At 39.3% G+C, this 18992-nt stretch carries 16 protein-coding genes and 1 riboswitch; of the genes, 10 read left to right on the forward strand and 6 right to left on the reverse strand.

The genetic code is table 11. The annotated features are described in order from the left end of the window. Positions 1 to 6: 6 nt before the first annotated feature. On the forward strand, positions 7 to 546 hold the full coding sequence (locus BN986_RS08860) for a hypothetical protein (RefSeq protein WP_052400718.1): 540 nt from the start codon (positions 7 to 9) through the stop codon (positions 544 to 546). An 82-nt stretch (positions 547 to 628) separates the two neighbouring features. Here the strand turns inward: BN986_RS08860 and BN986_RS08865 are convergent, their stop codons facing one another. Then, positions 629 to 2164, reverse strand: coding sequence for a BCCT family transporter (locus BN986_RS08865; RefSeq protein ID WP_040979457.1), 1536 nt, complete (start codon positions 2162 to 2164; stop codon positions 629 to 631). A gap of 608 nt (positions 2165 to 2772) precedes the next feature. Next, positions 2773 to 2910: riboswitch (FMN riboswitch) on the forward strand. Between the two features lie 141 nt (positions 2911 to 3051). Here BN986_RS08865 and ribD point away from each other — a divergent pair. The 6 genes from ribD to BN986_RS08895 all read left to right on the forward strand — a co-directional run bounded on the left by ribD (position 3052) and on the right by BN986_RS08895 (position 7998). Further along, positions 3052 to 4179, forward strand: coding sequence for a bifunctional diaminohydroxyphosphoribosylaminopyrimidine deaminase/5-amino-6-(5-phosphoribosylamino)uracil reductase RibD (gene ribD, locus BN986_RS08870; RefSeq protein WP_052400719.1), 1128 nt, complete (start codon positions 3052 to 3054; stop codon positions 4177 to 4179). Beyond that, complete coding sequence (locus BN986_RS08875; protein ID WP_040979458.1) at positions 4112 to 4738, forward strand: riboflavin synthase; 627 nt, start codon at positions 4112 to 4114, stop codon at positions 4736 to 4738. Before ribD ends, BN986_RS08875 begins: the two co-directional genes overlap by 68 nt. Positions 4739 to 4751: 13 nt before the next feature. Continuing rightward, the gene (locus BN986_RS08880) at positions 4752 to 5948 is read left to right on the forward strand and encodes a bifunctional 3,4-dihydroxy-2-butanone-4-phosphate synthase/GTP cyclohydrolase II (RefSeq protein ID WP_040979459.1); all 1197 of its coding nucleotides are present in this window, start codon (positions 4752 to 4754) and stop codon (positions 5946 to 5948) included. Positions 5949 to 5950: 2 nt separating this feature from the next. Further along, positions 5951 to 6418 (forward strand): 6,7-dimethyl-8-ribityllumazine synthase, encoded by a 468-nt coding sequence (ribH, locus tag BN986_RS08885; RefSeq protein ID WP_040979460.1) that lies wholly within the window; start codon positions 5951 to 5953, stop codon positions 6416 to 6418. 143 nt (positions 6419 to 6561) lie between these two features. Then, the gene (locus BN986_RS08890; RefSeq protein WP_040979461.1) at positions 6562 to 6999 is read left to right on the forward strand and encodes a MarR family winged helix-turn-helix transcriptional regulator; all 438 of its coding nucleotides are present in this window, start codon (positions 6562 to 6564) and stop codon (positions 6997 to 6999) included. Positions 7000 to 7059: 60 nt separating this feature from the next. Further along, positions 7060 to 7998 carry a ring-cleaving dioxygenase gene (locus BN986_RS08895; protein ID WP_040979462.1) on the forward strand — a complete coding sequence of 313 codons (939 nt, stop codon included), beginning with the start codon at positions 7060 to 7062 and terminating at the stop codon, positions 7996 to 7998. 57 nt (positions 7999 to 8055) lie between these two features. On the opposite strand, the gene BN986_RS08900 is transcribed toward BN986_RS08895, so the two are convergent. The 4 genes from BN986_RS08900 to BN986_RS08915 all read right to left on the reverse strand — a co-directional run bounded on the left by BN986_RS08900 (position 8056) and on the right by BN986_RS08915 (position 11652). Continuing rightward, the gene (locus BN986_RS08900; protein ID WP_040979463.1) at positions 8056 to 8739 is read right to left on the reverse strand and encodes a YjjG family noncanonical pyrimidine nucleotidase; all 684 of its coding nucleotides are present in this window, start codon (positions 8737 to 8739) and stop codon (positions 8056 to 8058) included. A gap of 350 nt (positions 8740 to 9089) precedes the next feature. Continuing rightward, positions 9090 to 9944, reverse strand: coding sequence for an aldo/keto reductase (locus tag BN986_RS08905; RefSeq protein WP_040979464.1), 855 nt, complete (start codon positions 9942 to 9944; stop codon positions 9090 to 9092). Between the two features lie 250 nt (positions 9945 to 10194). Then, positions 10195 to 11217: a hypothetical protein gene (locus BN986_RS08910; RefSeq protein ID WP_040980745.1), complete on the reverse strand. Its 1023-nt coding sequence runs from the start codon at positions 11215 to 11217 to the stop codon at positions 10195 to 10197. A gap of 3 nt (positions 11218 to 11220) precedes the next feature. Further along, positions 11221 to 11652, reverse strand: coding sequence for a MarR family winged helix-turn-helix transcriptional regulator (locus BN986_RS08915; protein WP_040979465.1), 432 nt, complete (start codon positions 11650 to 11652; stop codon positions 11221 to 11223). A 253-nt stretch (positions 11653 to 11905) separates the two neighbouring features. Between BN986_RS08915 and BN986_RS08920 the strand changes: the two genes are divergently transcribed. Together BN986_RS08920 and BN986_RS08925 are read left to right on the forward strand one after the other, a co-directional pair. Beyond that, entirely contained in the window at positions 11906 to 13072 is a 1167-nt protein-coding gene (locus BN986_RS08920) for an alanine dehydrogenase (RefSeq protein ID WP_040979466.1), read from the forward strand. Between the two features lie 20 nt (positions 13073 to 13092). Continuing rightward, positions 13093 to 14475, forward strand: a complete 1383-nt coding sequence (locus tag BN986_RS08925; RefSeq protein WP_052400720.1) for a sodium/glutamate symporter — start codon at positions 13093 to 13095, stop codon at positions 14473 to 14475. A 228-nt stretch (positions 14476 to 14703) separates the two neighbouring features. Here the strand turns inward: BN986_RS08925 and BN986_RS25705 are convergent, their stop codons facing one another. Further along, a complete protein-coding gene (locus BN986_RS25705; RefSeq protein ID WP_052400721.1) occupies positions 14704 to 16047 on the reverse strand; it encodes a J domain-containing protein in 1344 nt (447 codons plus the stop codon). Between the two features lie 713 nt (positions 16048 to 16760). On the opposite strand from BN986_RS25705, the gene BN986_RS08935 reads away from it, so the two are divergent. After that, on the forward strand, positions 16761 to 18989 hold the full coding sequence (locus BN986_RS08935; protein ID WP_244444977.1) for a Z1 domain-containing protein: 2229 nt from the start codon (positions 16761 to 16763) through the stop codon (positions 18987 to 18989). Positions 18990 to 18992: the final 3 nt, after the last annotated feature.

The raw sequence follows: 18992 nt of genomic DNA on the forward strand, positions 1-18992 counted from the left end.
TATGTCATGACAAAAAATGAAAAAACGTATCAATATGATGATGCAAATATAAAGACAATAGAGGTAGGCGGTCATACGCAGCACGAATTAATTAAAAAAATGAACGAAAATAATATATTTATGAACAGACTGGCTGAGGAACTAATGGCTAGTGAGTATTTTGAAGTGTCTGAAGAACGCTATAGAATGAAGGTTGTTGAACTTGCTGTAAAGGATTTGGGTTTTATTGATGGAGCTGTGACAGCTCAACTCTATAGCAAAGCTGCCCAATCTGATTTGGAAATTTGTCCACTTGAGCTCGCACCATACTTAAGGTTAGCGTATTTAAATCAAACAGAAGGGGATGAGGGAAATCAGCTTCAAAATCGAGCACCTTATGGTTCCATAACAATAGCTTCAAAGATTTTTAGTGAGGATGTGAATGTTCCTAAAGGATTTTACCTTCGGCGGATTCAAGGAGAATTATGGTTACGGGGCTATATTGCTGATGAAGAACATATTTGGAGTCCTGATGACCGCTTTATATTTTGTATAGCTAAGAATTGATATAGAGCGGGTAGTGGCTTAAAATTCTTTCACAATATAAAAGCAGGCCTTCCTAATAAATGGAATGGCCTGCTTATACATGTTATAACGTTTCTTTTTTATGATTTTCGTATAAATCTTTAACTGCTTTCGGTGCAGTCCAGAAGGTGGTTAACAATAAGAATACAACCGGAACCGCAGTAACGACGATAAACGACTGTAATGCATTAATACTGTTTTCGCCCAGTGTCACAAGAACAATAGCTACCAAGCCCATAACCATTGCGTAGAAAGCTCTTAACCATCTTGGCGGATGTCCATTACCGGAAATAGCCATGGATATTGTCAGTGACATAGAGTCTGTCGTCGTTAATACAAAGATGACTGTAGCTAATAAAAATAAGAAACTGAAAATGGTTCCCAGCGGTAATTGTTCTGTAATTGCCATCATGGCAGCTGGTTGCCCGGCTTCATTTAATGCGGTTGATATGGAACCTGGAAGTTCTAATTCCTGAAAGATCCCCGTACCGCCGATAACAGCGAACCAGAACGTAGCAACGACAGGAGCGATAATCGCAACTGCTACAATAAGCTCACGTATGGTACGCCCACGTGAAATACGGGCTGAGAAAACTGCCATCATAGGACCATAGCCGATAAACCATGCAAAGAAAAACACCGTCCATAAGCTGAGCCATGCCTCATCACCACGATAAGTGCTGAAGGGGATAAGTTCATTAACATAGAGCCCGAATGCTTCCAAATAATGATTAAAGATAAAGTATCCAGGGCCAAGTATCAGTACGCCAATAATTAATGCGACAGCTAAAACAACATTAAAGCTGCTTAAAACCTGAATACCTCTGTGAAGACCCGATACAGCAGAGATAGCTGCAGCAATTACAAGTAAGATAATAATAATGATATGAACGGTTAAGGTGTTAGGTAAGTTTGTGATGGTACTTAACCCATAACCTGCCTGTAAACCTAAAAATCCAATCGGTCCAATCGTTCCGGCTGCCACGGATATAATGGCAAAGGAGTCGACAATGGTTCCGAATGCACTCTTATAAATAATTTTTTCTCCAAAGATAGGATAGAGAAGTGACCTTGGCTTTAATGGCATTCCTTTATGATAATGGGAATACATTAACACAATTGTACCAAGTGTCCCTAAAATGGCCCATGAAAGAAATCCCCAATCCACAAAGCTCATGGCAAGCGCAGGCACAACGGCTTCCGGTGATGCATTTTCAATTCCGGAAAAATGAGGCGGGACCTCCAAAAAGTGACTGAGGGGTTCTGCAGCTGCCCAAAACACACCGCCTCCTGCTAATAAAGTACACATGATAATGGAAATCCATTTAAAGGTACTCATCTCTGGCTTGTTAACATTACCCAATCGAATTTTTCCATATTTCGAAAAGGCTAATATTAATGCAATAAAAAATGTTCCGAGTATAACGATCTGATAAATGATTCCAAAATAAGTAGCTGACCAGCCAAATAGAGTGTCCACCATATTTGCAACAAAGTCTGCATTAATAAGCGCAGCTATGACAAATAAGATGAGCGCACCGCCACTTATCAGAAATGTGGGTAAATCTAAAGAAGACTTCTTTTTATTTGAATCTTGCATTCCTTTTTTTCCTCCAGTTTGTTGAATTGTTCTACACGTTTATTCTTCCTCCGAATCCAAATTTCTATTTAATGATTATTTCCATTTTTTACGATGGGAAATATAAAAACTCCCCAATATGTCATTTTAATATCATGAAATAGGTAATAATGCGTGTTCAAAAAGTTCCTAATTAGAAGCAAGAAGATCAAGGCGATATGATTTTTACGAACGGAGCGTATGCTTTATAATACGTGAGTAACGGTCTTGGTAGGGCAAGCAATCGCAGACCCCATTGGAAAAATCATATCAACGTAGAAATTCGCCGCTTATCATTTGTGGACTTTTTGAACATCCTCTAATAGAAACGCAGCAACATAAAAAGTGGAATCATACCCCAGCAACGGAAGTATAATTCCACCGTTCTATACCCTAAATCACTTTAATAAGATTGTCAATCATACATCCTTATTTGAAATTATCTCTTTTTTTGCAAAATAATTATTGGTTAAAAATAGACTGCCACTAAGGTTAGTCGAACCATTAGGGTGATCACTGACTGCAATAAAAAATGTATTTCGCTGTTTGACAATTTTATAAAATGCGTTTATTCTCTTAGATAATCGAATATTTTTCTTCGGGGCAGGGTGTAATTCCCGACCGACGGTGACAAACATATAAGGTTTGAAGTCCGTGACCCGCGTTTAGCGGTGGATCTAGTGAGATTCTAGAGCCGACAGTAATAGTCTGGATGGGAGAAGAGAACGTAAGTCAGCACATGAATGGGTGTAGTGTATTCTTTTTGCGTACATAAAACCTTGTTTAGGTGAATCGACATGGTCTATTTAAGTATGCCTCGTGAAAAAATTTTCGCGGGGCTTTTTTATGTTTTAGAAAGGAGGAAACACATGAACGAACTGTATATGGAAAAAGCAATAGAGCTTGCCCGTTTAGGAAGAGGAAAGACATATACCAACCCATTAGTCGGTGCAGTAATCGTGAAAGACGATGTCATTTTAGCAACTGGCTATCATTCGAAATATGGTGACAAGCATGCTGAAAAAATGGCCATTGACCAATGTGAATCCCCCGAAGAGATAATCGATGCAACAATATATGTGACGCTGGAGCCATGCAATCATACTGGAAAACAACCCCCTTGTACCCAAATGATTATAGACAGCGGTATTTCCAAGGTGGTGATTGCACAGCTTGACCCCAATCCAGTTGTAGCAGGCAAAGGAAAAGCTTATTTAGAATCACAAGGGATACAAGTCATTTCTGGTATATTGCAGGAAAAAGCGGAAGCGTTGAACAAGCACTATAACTATTTTCACAGGAGACAGCAGCCTTATATTGTATTAAAACAAGCTGTCAGCCTGGATGGGAAGCTATCTGTTGATCCGTTTCAGCGGACGTATCTTACAGGAGAAGAAACCTATAAAAAAGTACGTGAAGAGCGGCAATTTTATCAGGCTGTTTTGACAGGAAGCCGGACCGTTTTAGCGGATGATCCCAAGCTATTACCAAGTGTAATCACTGATTTTCCACCGGTTCGTATCATTTTAGACCGGAGAGGACAAACACTGGATTTTGAAAAATACCAGATTTATAAAGAGTCTCTTCCAGTGTGGGTATTTACAAAAAACGATTCCATCGCGAATATACCTGAGCATGTCCGGTTAATTCCAGACAGTCATTGGACAATCCCTAAAGTAGTTGATTATTTGCAGAAAGAAGGGATTCAATCGGTTTATGTGGAAGGGGGAAGCAAAATTCATGATGCATTCCTGGCAGAAAATAAATTTGAAGAAGTTATTACGTATATCTCGCCTAAGCTGATTGGCGGCAATGGGGCGCCTGCTTTTTATAGCGATAGAAAGGTTTCGTCTGTAACGTCTTTAGCTTTACAAAGTGTGGAAGCTGTTGGTGAGGATATACGAATCGTAAGCAGGAGGGAGAAGAAGGATGTTTACAGGGTTAATTCAGGAAGTAGGGACAGTCAAGAAAATCAAAAAAGCAAGCCGGCATATTGAATTGACATGCACGGCCTCCAGAGAACTTCTGCAGGATTATCAAGTTGGAGACAGTATGGCAATCAATGGGGTTTGCCTGACTGCCATCGAAGTGACCGATTCCGACTTTACAGTAGATATTATGCCGGAAACATTTCATAAAACAACATTCTCTGATTTGCGTGTACACGCGGCGGTCAATCTGGAACGGGCGATGCCTGCAAATGGACGGTTAGAGGGACATATTGTTTCAGGACACGCAGACACTACCACGCGATTGACCAAAAAAGTAAAAAAGGAGAATTCCGTCATTCTCACATTTTATTATCCGCCGCAAATTCAAGGAGAAATTGTGGCTCAAGGATCTGTTGCGATTAACGGAATAAGTTTAACGGTGTCAGCTGTTACACCTGGATCATTTAGTGTTTCACTCATTCCTTATTCGATGAACCATACTAATCTGGGTCAGTTAAAACAAGGCGAATTCGTAAATGTAGAGACGGATATACTCGGAAAATATATCAAAGCTATGATCGGTACGGAAAAGAATCAGCTATGGAGTAAATACATTGGAGAATAGAGGGGAAATAAAGATGATAAACCATATCGAAGCAGCTGTTACTGCATTGAAACAAGGGCGGCTGATTATTGTTGCAGATGATGAGGACAGGGAAGCAGAGGGCGATTTAGTTGGTCTTTCCAGCAAAGCAACTGCGGAAACAATCAACTTTATGACAAAGCATGCCCGGGGATTGATATGCGCGCCGGTTTCTGAAAACATTGCCAAGAACTTAAATTTATGGGAAATGACCAGTGAAAATACTGATGAATATCAAACAGCATTCACTATTAGTGTCGATCATAAAGAAACAACCACAGGGATTTCAGCATTTGAACGGGCAAAGACGATTCAGGAATTGGCAAATAGAAGTAGCCAAGCGGCTGATTTCAACAGGCCCGGCCATATTTTCCCGTTAATAGCGAAAAACGGCGGGGTACTGGAACGCAGGGGTCACACGGAGGCGGCGGTTGATTTAGCAAAACTGGCAGGAGACAGCGAAGCAGCCTATATTTGTGAAATTTTAAAGGAAGACGGGGACATGGCTCGGCTGCAGGATTTAAAACAGCTTGCGGCAGAATGGAATATGCCGCTAGTTACCATCGAAGAGCTTGCAGATTATTTTGCTTATTCCAGTATCCAGGCAAATGCCAAAGTGAAGCTGCCGACCAAGCATGGAGACTTTGACTTGTCCCTTTATCAGGACAAAGAAGGCAAAGATCAGCTCGTGTTATCAATGGGAGAAATCAAGGATATCGAGGAGCCTCTATTAGTCAGAGTGCATTCGGAATGCTTAACTGGAGATATTTTCGGTTCCCATCGCTGTGATTGCGGTGAACAGCTGGAGAGAGCCATGCAAATGATTGCTGATGCAGGGCGGGGCGCTATTCTATATTTAAGGCAGGAAGGAAGAGGAATTGGATTGCTGAATAAATTAAAAACATATGAATTGCAGGAGCAGGGGGCAGACACCTATGAAGCGAATGTTTCTCTCGGCTTTCTTCCGGATGAGCGCCATTATGATATCGCCGCGTGGTTGTTGAAAAAGGAAGGGATATCAAAAATCCGCTTGCTGACGAATAATCCGGATAAAGTAAAGGAATTACAGCAATACGGTATTGAGGTGGCTCAAAGGGTACCATTGGAAACAACTGTTTATCATGAAAATAAACACTATTTAAAAATAAAAAAAGATAAATTTCACCATTTATTATCTGTAGAAGGAGAATGATTATGACTGTATATGAAGGAATGTTTCAAGGAGAGCAATTAAAAATAGCCATCACGGTGTCCAGGTTTAATGAGCTGATTACATCTAAATTATTGGAAGGTGCCAAGGATATTTTGAAAAGACATGGGGTAAGCGAAGAAGATATCGATATTTTCTGGGTGCCAGGTGCTTTTGAACTTCCGTATGTGACAAAGCAGGTGGAAAAGACAAAAAAGTATGATGGGATTATTACCCTTGGAGCGATTATTCGCGGTGCAACCACACACTATGAACTTGTCAGTAATGAAGCAGCTAAAGGCATTGCGCAAATTGGCTTGAATGCAGAAATTCCTGTGATGTTTGGTGTGCTGACAACAGAAACGATTGAACAGGCATTGGAGAGAGCTGGTACAAAAGCAGGGAATAAGGGCGGAGAAGCTGCGTTAGGTTTATTAGAAATGGTTTCGTTGAATAAACGGATTCATGCTTAATGTATATGAAGGGAAGGTTATCCGAATTAAGGGTAGCCTTCTTTTAATATAATTCTCGCAAAAATATCTTTAATTAAATATATTTTTATTGCATTCTTATCACTTGAGTAGTAAAATGAAGATATAGAAAGGATATGAGGCGAATGAAAAAGAATACCCTTGGTTCCTTGATTTGGCTTCGGATTGCCCGCTTCATGCATCAGAGCAATCTGCTGTCCAATGACTTTCTAAAGCAATTTGATATTACCGTAGCCCAATTTGATGTATTAAATCAGATTTGGTCTTATCAGCCGCTCGTGCAGAGTGAGCTTGCTGACCGAGTGACCGTATCAGAGGGTGGCATTTCACGTATGCTTGCCCGGCTGGAGCAGGAAGGATATATTCAGCGTAAGCAGGATTGGAAAACAAAATGGATAAGTTTGACGTCAAAGGGAGAAACCAAGATAGAGGAAGTTTTTGAACATCAGCTGGCTTTTCAAACGTCTATGGTTGATGATTGTTTAACAGAAGACGAACAGCGAACACTATATACGCTGATGTCGAAGCTGCAGAAGCATACAGAAAGCAAATTAAAAAAATAATATGTCTATTATTTTTTTTGCTATAACTTGACTAGTAAACTGATAAAGGAGAGATGATTTATGTATACCATTCCAGGACACCACCATATTTCGATGGTTACAAAAAATGCAAATGAAAATAATCGTTTTTATCGTGATGTATTAGGTTTACGCCGTGTGAAAATGACAGTGAACCAAGATGACCCTTCCATGTATCACTTGTTTTACGGTGATAAAACAGGCAGTCCAGGTACGGAGTTGACCTTTTTTGAGATCCCGATGGTTGGCAACACGCATCGAGGAACAAATGCCATTACTCGAATCGGTCTGTTGGTTCCATCGGAAGAGAGTCTGCGTTATTGGGAAAAGCGCTTTGATACGTACAATGTATTACACAGTGGGGTAACAACGTATGCCAATCGAACTGCAATGAAATTCGAAGATCCAGAAGGACTGCAGATGGTATTGCTTGTTGCAAATGGAGAACAAGCAGACCACTGGGAAAGCTGGGAAAAGTCAGAAGTTCCTATTGAATACCAAATCCAAGGTATGGGCTCTGTGGAAATAACCGTAAGAAGACTGGATAAGCTGGCGTCCACATTGACAGATATGTTTGGTTACACAGAGGTCAGCCGCAGCGAGCGGGAAGCTATTTTTCAATCTGTTCCAGGTCAGGTTTTTGGAGAAGTCGTTGTGAAATATTTAGACGGGCCCTCTGAAAGACCGGGTCGTGGCAGCGTTCATCATTTAGCAATTCGTGTAAAAAACGATGAAGAGCTTCAATATTGGGAAGAACAAGTCAAGGAACGCGGATTCCGAACTTCCGGCATCGTGGATCGTTTCTACTTTAAAAGCTTATATTTCCGCGAATCCAATGGTATTTTGTTTGAAATCGCAACAGATGGTCCGGGATTCACTGTTGACGGGGATGTCGAGCATTTGGGAGAAAAACTTGATTTACCGCCATTCTTAGAAGAAAAGCGTGCTGAAATTGAAGCAAATCTAGCTCCGATTGAATAGAAAAAAACAGCAAAGAAGGAAGGTTTCATACGGGAATCTTCCTTCTTTGTCTAACCATCATTTAACAATCGGAATAAGCTCTGTTAAGTGGTTGATTTCATATGTAGGCTCTATTCCTGCCGTATTTTCCTTATGGTCAGGATTAAACCAGCATGTGTCGATTCCATAGTTTATTCCGCCCTGCATATCAGAAGTTAAGGAATCTCCGACCATTAATGCTTTCGCTTTATCGGTGAGTCCAAGCTTGGAAAAAGCATAATCAAATATGCGGCGATCCGGTTTTTGAAAACCCGTTTCCTCTGAAATAATCACCGCTTCAAACGTGTTCTGAAGCGGCGAATTTCCTATCTTAGGTAATTGCACATGCTTAAACCCGTTCGTGATAATCGCGGAACGCTGTTCAGGAAGCGAATCAAATAAGACGTCAGCACCATCCACCAGATATATTTCTTTGCTTAAATTTTCAAGATAAGCATGGTTAAATGCTGCTCCATCCATAGAAAGGCTATGTTTTTCGAATAATCTTCTAAATCGTTCGGATCCTAATTTAGTTATCGTCAGCTTTCCCTGCTCCAATTCGCCCCAGAGCACCTTGCTGATTTCGCGGTAGCTGCTCCGGTAGTCTACAAGACCGTTCGGCAATCCAAAGGCATCAAATGTTTTTTGTAAAGCCCCTTTCTCCGATTTGCCAAAATCAAACAAGGTATCATCCATATCAAAAAATATGACATCGTATTTCATTGCTTTGTTCCTCTCCCTTTTGAACATCTTACTTGTTCATTATAGCAATCATGGAGAAAAGTTACAGAGTTTGATGAGAAAAGGAGTGGAAATTAAAAAGAAACAAAAACAGCTGTGCCTCCTACATGTTAAAAGGAAGCACGGCTGTTTTTTAAAGCTTTTTCACTGATTTTATCTCAGTAATGGATCTGTTTGGATTGTCCCTGCAGAACACAGGTCACCAAGAAGTCTGAGACAACGCTTTTCGATGGGACGATCGCTCCATCGAAAATGTTTATGCGTCAAAAAATGCCCGCTAAAGGAAATTTCCCTTTATTTAAAAGGCTGTAATGCCAAAAAAGATGGCCGTTCTATACATATTCGTGATATTCGTTGGGGTCCTGTCCTTCTACACGGCCGTCTTCCCCTTTATCCAATGAATCAATTGTTTCCATATCCTCAGGAGATAATTCAAAGTTGGTGCTATTGATATTATCTTTTTGATGCATTGGATTGCTTGATTTTGGAATAGTAAATACGCCAGCCTGATAGTTCCAATTCACAATAATTTGTGCCGGAGTTTTATCGTATTTATCCGCAATTTCTTTTATTGTAGCATTTTCCAGCACGTCATTCAGATAACCCCGGCCAAAAGGACTCCAGGCTTCCGTAAGAATGCCCCGTTTTTCATTTTCTTCAACCATGCGGTTATTATGAAAATACGGATGACGTTCTACCTGGTTTGTAGCAGGCGTCACACCTGTTTCTTCGATAATGTTATCTAAATGTTCGGGTTCAAAGTTGGAAACACCGATGGTTCTGATTAATCCTTGCTTTTGAGCATCCACTAAAGCCTTCCAAGCTTCTACATATTTGCCGTCTTTAGGGTTCGGCCAATGAATTAAATACTTGTCAAAATATTCTAGTCCCATGCGGCGTAAAGATTCCTGAATAAAGATAAATGCCTTATCGTATTCATGGTGCGAGCCGGGCAATTTCGCACTGATTAAAATTTCTTCTCTTGGGAGTGCAGATCGACGCACAGCTTCCCCGACAATACCTTCATTGTTATAGTTTGTTGAAGTATCGATTAAACGGTATCCCAGGTTCAAGGCGTTTAAAATTTCAAATGTACCCTGATCCCCATCAATACCAATCGTGCCTAGTCCTACGAAGGGAAGTACAGAGCCATCATTTAGAATAAAACCGTTATGATTAACAGTCACAATCTCATCTCCTTTACAATCTTTGTAATGCAAGCTGAGAATGATAGATGTCTGCCATTATGAAAACAACAAGCGGCCTTCAGCAAACAGAGCTTCCGGTCAATCATCAAACCCAGGTCACATTACCAGTATTTCATGTTTACATCTCTTGCTAAGATGTCCATAATTACTATACCCAATTTAAAAAAATCCTACACTAATTCGGTACAGATTGTTGGAATGAGGAGATCTGCGTAATCAATCATTATTGTTACTTAGCAAAAATAACAGCCTTCAGTTTTTCCGGATCATCTGACTTAATAGCGACCTTGGAATATTCCTTTTGAATCCCCATAAATAAAGTTGCTTTAACTGGCTTTTTCATTTTTAAAATCATATCTGGATAAACCTGCTCAAAATCCTTTGCGATAAAATCAATGGTATCCTTTTCTAATTTACTTTTTAAAACAACAGGATCCTCTACTATGCTCTCAATATCCTGAAAATCAATTTTGACCCGTTTTAATATTCCGAACGATACATAGAGAGCCTTTTCATCTGTATATATTGGATTCAGGCGGATGGATTGAATACTCGCTATCAAAAAAATCACCGAATAGATATTAAGAATCAATAAAATTATAGAAATAACAATAGACTTTTCGTGAAGCCACCAATGAATAGCGAACGTTTCCACGATAATTGCATGAATCATCATAATCTGAAAGGCGATAAAGTTTGATTTTTTATGGAGTGTTATCCCGTTTGACGGTGTCTTTTTCCAAGTGAAAAGCGCATAGTAAAAAACCAAAAACTCCGAGCAAATCACATGGATAATCGGGTTATTCTTTACATAATGGTCCACTGCTTTTGGAAAAGAAAAAATAACAGGCAATGCGCTTGTTTTCACTTTTTGTATGATGCTAGGAAGGTACCGGAAAAAAGCGATAACAAATAAAAGCTCGAAAAGCACTAATGCTGCTTCTGCGCCTATCCCGACCCAAGTAATTGTTGCATAAGGGCCTAACAAGTGAGAGGGGATAAGAAGTCTTGCTATTATACAGCCTGCTGCTGCGAATAAAACAGCTGTCTTGATAGAGAATTTCTTTCTATACAGCATGAAAAATAGTGGCCCGATAATAACTAAATCAATTAACGAGCCTAAAACAACCGGATTAGTCCCCGGCGGTAAAACCTCAGCTCCGACCGCTGTTTGATACAGCATATAATTACTGGCTAAAATAAGGCTGAGCATCAGCAGCCAAAGATACTTTCCTTTCTGAATAACATTCATCATCTACACCTCTTCTACAATCGTATTTAAATGGCTAAGTATTCGATCTAAATGTTGCAAATCCTCTAAAGAAAGCTGTCCATAAACATGATAGTTGATGTCATCGTTAAGCTCTTGTAATTTATCAAAATATAACTCTGCCTTTGGTGCCAAATTTAAAATGATTTCACGGCGGTTCTCTTTATTAATATGACGAGTGATATATTCCTTCGACTCCAATTTGTTCAGCAGCTGGCTAATGGCGCTCATGGAAGTATTTAAATGCTGAGATAAGTCTTTCGTGGAAGCAATTCCATTTTGAATCAATTCTAATAATAAAACTTGCTTTGCGGTAAGCTGATTATCAAGTTCATGCTCATATCTGCTGGCGAGTTGGACATTCAGCTGGTTTTGTAGAGCGTTTATTTTTTGAATAAGCTCTATTTTTGAGTCCACTATAAAGCACCTCTCTTTATAATTAAGTTAACTTCATTATAAAGCAATTTAAATAAAAGTATATCATAAAATACTTCTATTTAGTAAAAAGCTGACGCTAACTTTTCTCATTTGAGATTTTGTGCATAATGAAAATAATTTTGAAATTTCATGTAATATAATTTATACTTTGTTAAGTATTTAAAGTGTGAAATATTAATCGTATTAATTTATATGTAAAAAAATGCTTCACAAAGATATTGGAGGAATAGTAATGATTTTTGGTGTGTTAAAAGATAATAAAATAGGAGAGTACCGTGTGGTATTAACTCCTGTTGAGGTAGCAACTATTAAAGAAGATGGACATACCGTTTTCGTTCAAAAAGATGCAGGCTTGTCAGCGGGGTTTACGAATGAACAGTATGAGCAGGAAGGCGCTGAAATAGTTGAGTCTACGGAGGAAATGTACAAACGATGTGATTTTCTTGCAAAGGTGAAAGAGATTGAAGAAAGCGAGTATGGATTATTAAGAGAAAACCAGATTGTTTATACATGTATCCATCCGGCTGCGCACCCGGAACAAGTACAGGCTATTCTCGATAGCAAGAGTATTGCCTTTACAGCAGAGGATTCGCATCGTTTTGGTTCTGTTAACTGTGAAGCAGCAGGAAAACAAGGTGCATTGATGGGTCTAAATGCAATGCTGACGATCAATGGCGGAAAAGGAAAATTTGTCAGCGGACTTGCAGGAGCTCCTGGTATGAAGGTGCTGATTTTAGGAGGCGGACTTGTAGGACGCTCTGCATTACAGGTGCTGCAATCTTTAGGAGCCTGGTGTACGGTAATGGACGTTAATTATGGTGTATTAAGAGACATCGGGAAAACATATAACGAAAAAGTAAATACACAATTATCCACAAAGCAAAATATTAAGAAATTACTTCCGGAAATAGATATGGTGATTAACTGTGTGAAGTGGCCAAAGGAAAATAAAGATTATTTAATTGACCGGGATATGCTTCACTTAATGGAAAAGGGTTCTGTTATTGTAGACATCAGTAATGATGAAGATGGTGCCATTGAATCCTTCCGTGAAACAACCCATGAAGATCCGATGTATGTTGAAAATGGCGTGGTACATTATTGTGTCAGTAATATTCCTGGTGCAATTGCAAATTCTACTTCCGTTGCTTATGCGGCTTCGGTATTACCGCATATTCAATCGATTTTAAATCATGGTGTGGAAGAAGCCTGTGTGCGCGATGGCTTTTTGAGAAGAAGTTTAACGGCTTATAGAGGCTATCTTACACATGAAGAAACCAGTGCGATTCAAGACCGGCCTTGGGCCCGTCCGGAAGATGTGCTTCATCTTCAAAAGGAAGAAATTGATTTTGCACCTCCAGCTACACGCACAAGATCAACCAATTTTATTACGGATTAATGCAGGAAAGAGGATAATAGATGACGATAAATACATTATTAGTAGATTTTGCCTGTGCAAGCATTCTTATTTTAATAGGGATGTTTCTACGTGCAAAAATTAGGTTTATACAAAGAAGCTTCGTGCCTGCAAGTTTATTAGCGGGGTTCCTTGGTCTAGCTTTAGGCCCCGGTTTTCTTGATATTTTACCGCTTTCTGAACATATTGGTTCCTATGCAGGCGTGATTACCATATTAGTATTTGCAGCTGTAGGGATTAATGGTTTTTCTTTCTCCCCGGGCAATATGAAGAAAGACCTTAACCGGATGGGTGCTTATGCTATTTATAAAATTTTAGGGATTGCTCTTCAGGTTGCGATTCCGATTATTTTTGCAATCATTGTTATTTCCAAGTTTATGCCGGAGATTAATTATGGATTCGGTTTACTATTAGCGGCTGGGTTTTATGGGGGACATGGAACAGCAGCGGCAATAGGGACGACTTTTGAGAACTTAGGATGGGCAAATGCAACTGATTTAGGTATGACAGCAGCCACCGGTGGTATGCTCATTGGTATTTTTGGCGGGCTTATTTTTATCAAATGGGCGACAAGAAAAGGTTATACACAATATGTAAAGGATTTTTCAGAGATATCCGAGGATTTAAAAACGGGGTTAGTAAAGCCTGAAAATCGAACATCTATGGGGAAGGATACGGTATCGCCTATCGCGCTTGATCCGCTGGCTTTCCACGTAGCGTTGTTAGTGGTTCCTGCCGGTTTAGGGTATTTATTAAATAACTACATTGCAGAGACCTGGAATTTAGAATTCCCGACATTTACGATTGCATTTATTATTGCCTTGCTGATGTATATTGTCCTGGGAAGAGGGAAAAAAGGTATCTATAAATATGTAGATAGTAAAATCGTAGACCGTATTGGCAGTTCTGCAACTGATTATCTTGTATTCTTCGGAGTGGCTTCGATTCAACTGCCGGTCGTTAGAGAGTACTGGCTGCCATTAACGTTATTAATGCTTTCAGGTCTTGTTGTCATCGTGCTCACACTTGTGGTCATTGGTCCTGGAATGAACTATGAAAGCTGGTTTGAGCGCTCTATCTTTGTATACGGCTATTCCACAGGAGTTTTTGCCATTGGACTTACCTTGCTAAGAGTTATTGATCCGAATAATAAATCAAAAACGTTAACTGATACAGCAATCGTTGGTCCATTAAATACACCTCTGGAGCTATTTGCATGGTCGGCGGGACCGATTATGCTGATGACTGGACAGCATTGGGCGTTTGTAAGTATCTATTTAGCTATTGTTATTGCTTGTTTTGTTATAGCAAGAATATTTAAATGGTGGTATTGGAAGATTCCGCTGGAGGGTAGGCCTCCAGTTCCTTTGAATAAGGATGAGTGAGGGGACTTGAAATAGAATATCAGAAAACAAGAAGGCAGGTTTTAAAGTTGAACCCAGCCTTCTTGTTTTCTAATAATGAAATTGCTTTGAAGATAATGTTAATAAAGACTCATGAAAATATATTATTTCATTTTTAAATACTTGCAAACACAAGATAAATTGTGAATCTAATTAAACAAAAAACTAACAACTTAACCGAATGGCTAAGTGTTAGTTTATATTCATCTCTTATTTTTTCTTACGTAAATTCCTTCTCTCTTCCCGGCTAAGTCCAACAGTTAACTGTTCAAATAAACTATCCCACTGATTCTGGTATGTTTTATAAATGAACGGATATTTTTTCTTCAACTGCAAAATACCTGCTGCGTAGCTCTCTTTATCATCTTCAAGCTGTTGTCTTATATAGGTGGGTAATTCATTAATGACAGCAATCACTCTAGCTGCTGCTACTTTTCCAGTATAGAACCATTCGTATGCTTTGTAGTAAATCAGTTGATGGATATTGATCTCACGAGATAACTTATTTATTTCTTTTTGTAGTCGGGCTTGTTTCTTGGTTTCATTATAAGCTTGTTTAATGTCATTATCATTTTTGTTTGTGACCGTATCAGCTAAGCCGATGTAAATTTCAGCTTCTTGAAATAGTGCCCCTTTATGAAAATACATATATTGCTCCATTAGTTCATCTTTCAAATTAGTTAAAGTATCTTCGTCAGTGATTTTTTTTAGATGCTTTTTAAATTTTGATAATACCTTAGATAATGCCGGCCAATTTTCCAGGATAATGATCGTGTCAATCCAATTCAGGTAGAATGCTGTTGTTGTTTTTATATCCTCATTTTCTGTCGGTTGGGATTGCTCCATTAAATGGAGAGCTTTATCGGGTTGTTTTGTATGGGCATAAAGATGCGCAAGGGCAGGTCCAAACATGGTTGCCTGTTCAGGAAACTTTTTCAGTATATATTCATATGTTTCGATAGCTTTGTCGAGATAGCCGTGATCTTGATAAATGTCAGCTTTTAAAGCATAGATAACCTGCTGCTCCTCGTCGCTGATAGTTAGAGGAATGATTTCTGAAAATACCTTTTCCATTTCGTTGACATCGTTATTTAAACTGGCCAATTTTAATAGTTTGAACTTGATTTCACCGCTATCGGGTACAAGTTTGTTTAATTTCTTATAAATTTCAAAGGCTGTTTGGTTATCTCCATTATCCATTGCATTTTTTGCATCGATAATTAATTGTTCTGCTTCATCGGGTTGTTTGATTTCATTTGTCTCTGTTCCTGATATATTGTCTTTCTCTGCTTTGGTAGATCCAACTGTGTCGGTTTTCTTTGTGTTGTGCCCGCTGCTTTTCTTTCCATTTTTACGGGTTTCGTCATACGCGGCTCTTTTCTCAGGATCTTTTAAAACCTCATAAGCTTCCTGTACTTTGGTATGGCCTTCCGGATCTGTTTCCAATGGATGTTTCTCCAAAGCCTCCAGATATTTTTCTTCGATTCTTGCTTGACCAATATTGGCTGTTGTGCCAAGAATCTTATAATAGCTTTCGTTCTTTACTTTATTCATATTGATAACTCCTCATTATTTACGGTCAAAAAGGATAAAGTTTATTCCTGTATCCTTATCGATATAGACTTACAAAATCCTTCTATGTGTAATAGAAGGAGCTTTTTATGTTAGTTATTTTATTTTAATAGGGAAAAAGATTCTATTTTTAACCATCCTCATGGCTTGAAAGATCAATCATTATAATAGAAATCTGCTTGTATGTCCGCTTTTCATTGTAGCTTTTCTTTTCGAATCTCGCAAGAACATGGCAGAAATAAGACGGCAGGAGTAAATAGGAAAAGTGATCATATACGAATGAGAACTTTTAGAGGATGTTCAAAAAGTCCAATAAAAATGACGCGGCGAATTTCTGCGTTGACTAGCAAATTCCAATGGGGTCTGGGACTGCGATTACTCGTCCCATCGAAGACCTTTTGCGATTACTCGCCCCACCAAAACCGTTACTCACGTATCATAAGGCATACGCTCCGTTTGGAATTTGCTAGTCGCCTTGAACTTCCGACGCACAGGACGTGCTAGTGTCGGTGTTGCGACAGGACGTCGCGTTCTTAACCGACTTGGTCCTATTTATCGGACTTTTTGAACACGCACTTTTAGATAAGAAGGATCTTTTGCCGCAGTAAATTGAGTATACTATCTAAAAATGATATATTTAGATACATCTTGTGAAGAAATAAAAAAAGCTGAAAGTGGCGGTCTAGGTCACTTTTTTGCTTGATATAGAAGGTAAGGAAATACATATGCAAACTGTCGATTTAAAAGAATTAAAAATGGATGGAGCTTTCTTTTCCCCATTACTTAACAAAAATAATTATAAACAAGAAGAAATAAATGTCATGCAGAATACAGTGTCAAAACTAATAGAAACTTCGACGACATCCAAAAAGCCTGGAATGCTTTTAGGACATATCCAGTCAGGAAAAACACGCTCTTTTCTTGGTTCGATGGGACTAGGATTTGATAATGGTTTTGACATGGTGATTATCCTGACTAAAAATTCAAACGCCCTTGTCAAACAGACTTTTGAAAGGGTAGAGAGTGAATTTGCGGAGTGTATTGAAGGGGATCATCTGGCAGTTTACGACATTATGAAAATGCCGATAAAGCTGCGTAAATTTGAATTGAAGAAAAAGCTTGTGGTTGTTTTAAAAAAAGAAAAGAAAAATATGCAGCGTTTAGAGAACCTGTTGTTTGAAATGTATCCCGATCTGGCTGTACGGAAAATCTTATTTATTGATGATGAGGCAGATTTTGCTTCTGTGGCATATGAAAATAATAAAAATATAATAGATCTCAAAGTGATTGCCGGGCAAATTGATCAGATTCGAGCCCGATTAGATGATGCGGCTTATCTGCAGGTGACAGCGACACCATATTCCTTATATCTCCAGCCGGATGATATGACTGTTCATGAGCATAAAGCATTTCAGCCGAAGCGTCCGGCTTTTACAGAATTGGTGCCGGTGCATGATAAATATGTTGGCGGGGAAATGTATTTTGAAAGATCGAAAGAGGACAAACACATGGCAAGCTGTCTCTACCATGAAATTCAAGAGGAAGAGCTTGAAATTTTAAGGAAAAGTGATAAACGTAAGGTGAAAGTCAACCATCTGCTTACAGGAGAACGTTATGAAGGGATTCGCAGCGCATTGATTCATTTTATTGTCGGCAGTAAAATACGTAATATTCAACAGCAAAAAGAGGGGGAGCGGCCTGGAAAATATGCTTTCATCATGCACACGATCACCACGAAGGCTGCACATCAGTGGCAGGAAGAGGTTATGCTGCGGATGGAGGAACAGCTGCGCAAAGCAATGGAGAAAGAAGACCCTATCTTTGATCAGTTAATTCGTACGGCGTACCAGGATTTTGCGCGCTCAAAAAGGAAGGATACGTATTTTCCTGCGTTTGATGAAGTGCTTTCTAACGTCCGTGATGCTTTGATAGAGGAGGAGCTGTTGATTGAAATTGTGAATTCAGAGCAGGATGTTGATAATCTATTGGACAAATCAGGAGAACTGAAATTACGGACACCGCTTAATTTCTTTATAGGCGGACAGATTCTCGACCGTGGAATCACGATTAAAAATTTAATTGGCTTTTACTATGGAAGGAATCCGCAAAAATTCCAGCAGGACACGGTTTTGCAGCATTCCAGAATGTACGGTGCTCGTCCGCTGGCTGATATTGCAGTTACCCGTTTTTATACAACCAGACGAATCTATGATGTGATGGAGCAGATGCATGAATTTGATACCGAATTGCGCCGGGCTTTTGAATCTGGGGCAAACAGCGGCGAAGTGACTTTTATTCAAAAGGATACTGATAATACGATCTTACCATGCAATCCGAATAAAATTTTACTATCAAGCGTACACATGTTAAAGCCGGGAAAACGGATGCTGCCATCTGGTTTTCAAACGATTGCGAAAAGCTATCTGGAACGGGAAATGAAAAAGATAGATAAGCATGTAGAAACAATGAAGCAGACAGCAAAAGCAGTACACCCTAAAGATGACCGTTGTTTTCTGGTTAAAAAGGAGAAAGTCCAAGCGCTGCTGGCGATGATTTATCAAACCTATTCGTTTAAAGAGGGCTATGAGTGGGATTTAGAAACATATGGTGCTGTGATAAATTATTTATCAGAGGAAACGGATACGAATCGAAAAGGGCTGGTCTGGATTGTTTTGCGTCAGAATCGTAATATGGCACGTATTCGGAAAAGCACAGGAAAGTTTGAAGATGCTCCAGATACGAAGCAGGATGAATTGAAAATAGCACGAAATTTAGCGCGGATTGTGCCATCATTAATCCTGACAAGGCAAAATGGAGTGGAAGAACAGGGCTGGCGCGGTGGAGCTTTTTACTGGCCGGTGCTGGTTATGCCTGAAGAGACGAAAACAACGGTGTTTGCCGGGAAAGGGATTAAGGAGAGGTGATGC

Source organism: Oceanobacillus jeddahensis, assembly GCF_000750635.1.
In the GTDB taxonomy this organism is placed as follows: domain Bacteria; phylum Bacillota; class Bacilli; order Bacillales; family Amphibacillaceae; genus Oceanobacillus; species Oceanobacillus jeddahense.

Coding starts and splice junctions, on each gene's coding strand:
- BN986_RS08920 (WP_040979466.1), top strand. CDS start 11,906: ATGATTTTTGGTGTGTTAAAAGATAATAAAATAGGAGAGTACCGTGTG.
- ribD (WP_052400719.1), top strand. CDS start 3,052: ATGAACGAACTGTATATGGAAAAAGCAATAGAGCTTGCCCGTTTAGGA.
- BN986_RS08910 (WP_040980745.1), bottom strand. CDS start 11,217: ATGAATGTTATTCAGAAAGGAAAGTATCTTTGGCTGCTGATGCTCAGC.
- BN986_RS08925 (WP_052400720.1), top strand. CDS start 13,093: ATGACGATAAATACATTATTAGTAGATTTTGCCTGTGCAAGCATTCTT.
- BN986_RS08900 (WP_040979463.1), bottom strand. CDS start 8,739: ATGAAATACGATGTCATATTTTTTGATATGGATGATACCTTGTTTGAT.
- BN986_RS08880 (WP_040979459.1), top strand. CDS start 4,752: ATGATAAACCATATCGAAGCAGCTGTTACTGCATTGAAACAAGGGCGG.
- BN986_RS08890 (WP_040979461.1), top strand. CDS start 6,562: ATGAAAAAGAATACCCTTGGTTCCTTGATTTGGCTTCGGATTGCCCGC.
- BN986_RS25705 (WP_052400721.1), bottom strand. CDS start 16,047: ATGAATAAAGTAAAGAACGAAAGCTATTATAAGATTCTTGGCACAACA.
- BN986_RS08875 (WP_040979458.1), top strand. CDS start 4,112: ATGTTTACAGGGTTAATTCAGGAAGTAGGGACAGTCAAGAAAATCAAA.
- ribH (WP_040979460.1), top strand. CDS start 5,951: ATGACTGTATATGAAGGAATGTTTCAAGGAGAGCAATTAAAAATAGCC.
- BN986_RS08895 (WP_040979462.1), top strand. CDS start 7,060: ATGTATACCATTCCAGGACACCACCATATTTCGATGGTTACAAAAAAT.
- BN986_RS08860 (WP_052400718.1), top strand. CDS start 7: ATGACAAAAAATGAAAAAACGTATCAATATGATGATGCAAATATAAAG.
- BN986_RS08865 (WP_040979457.1), bottom strand. CDS start 2,164: ATGCAAGATTCAAATAAAAAGAAGTCTTCTTTAGATTTACCCACATTT.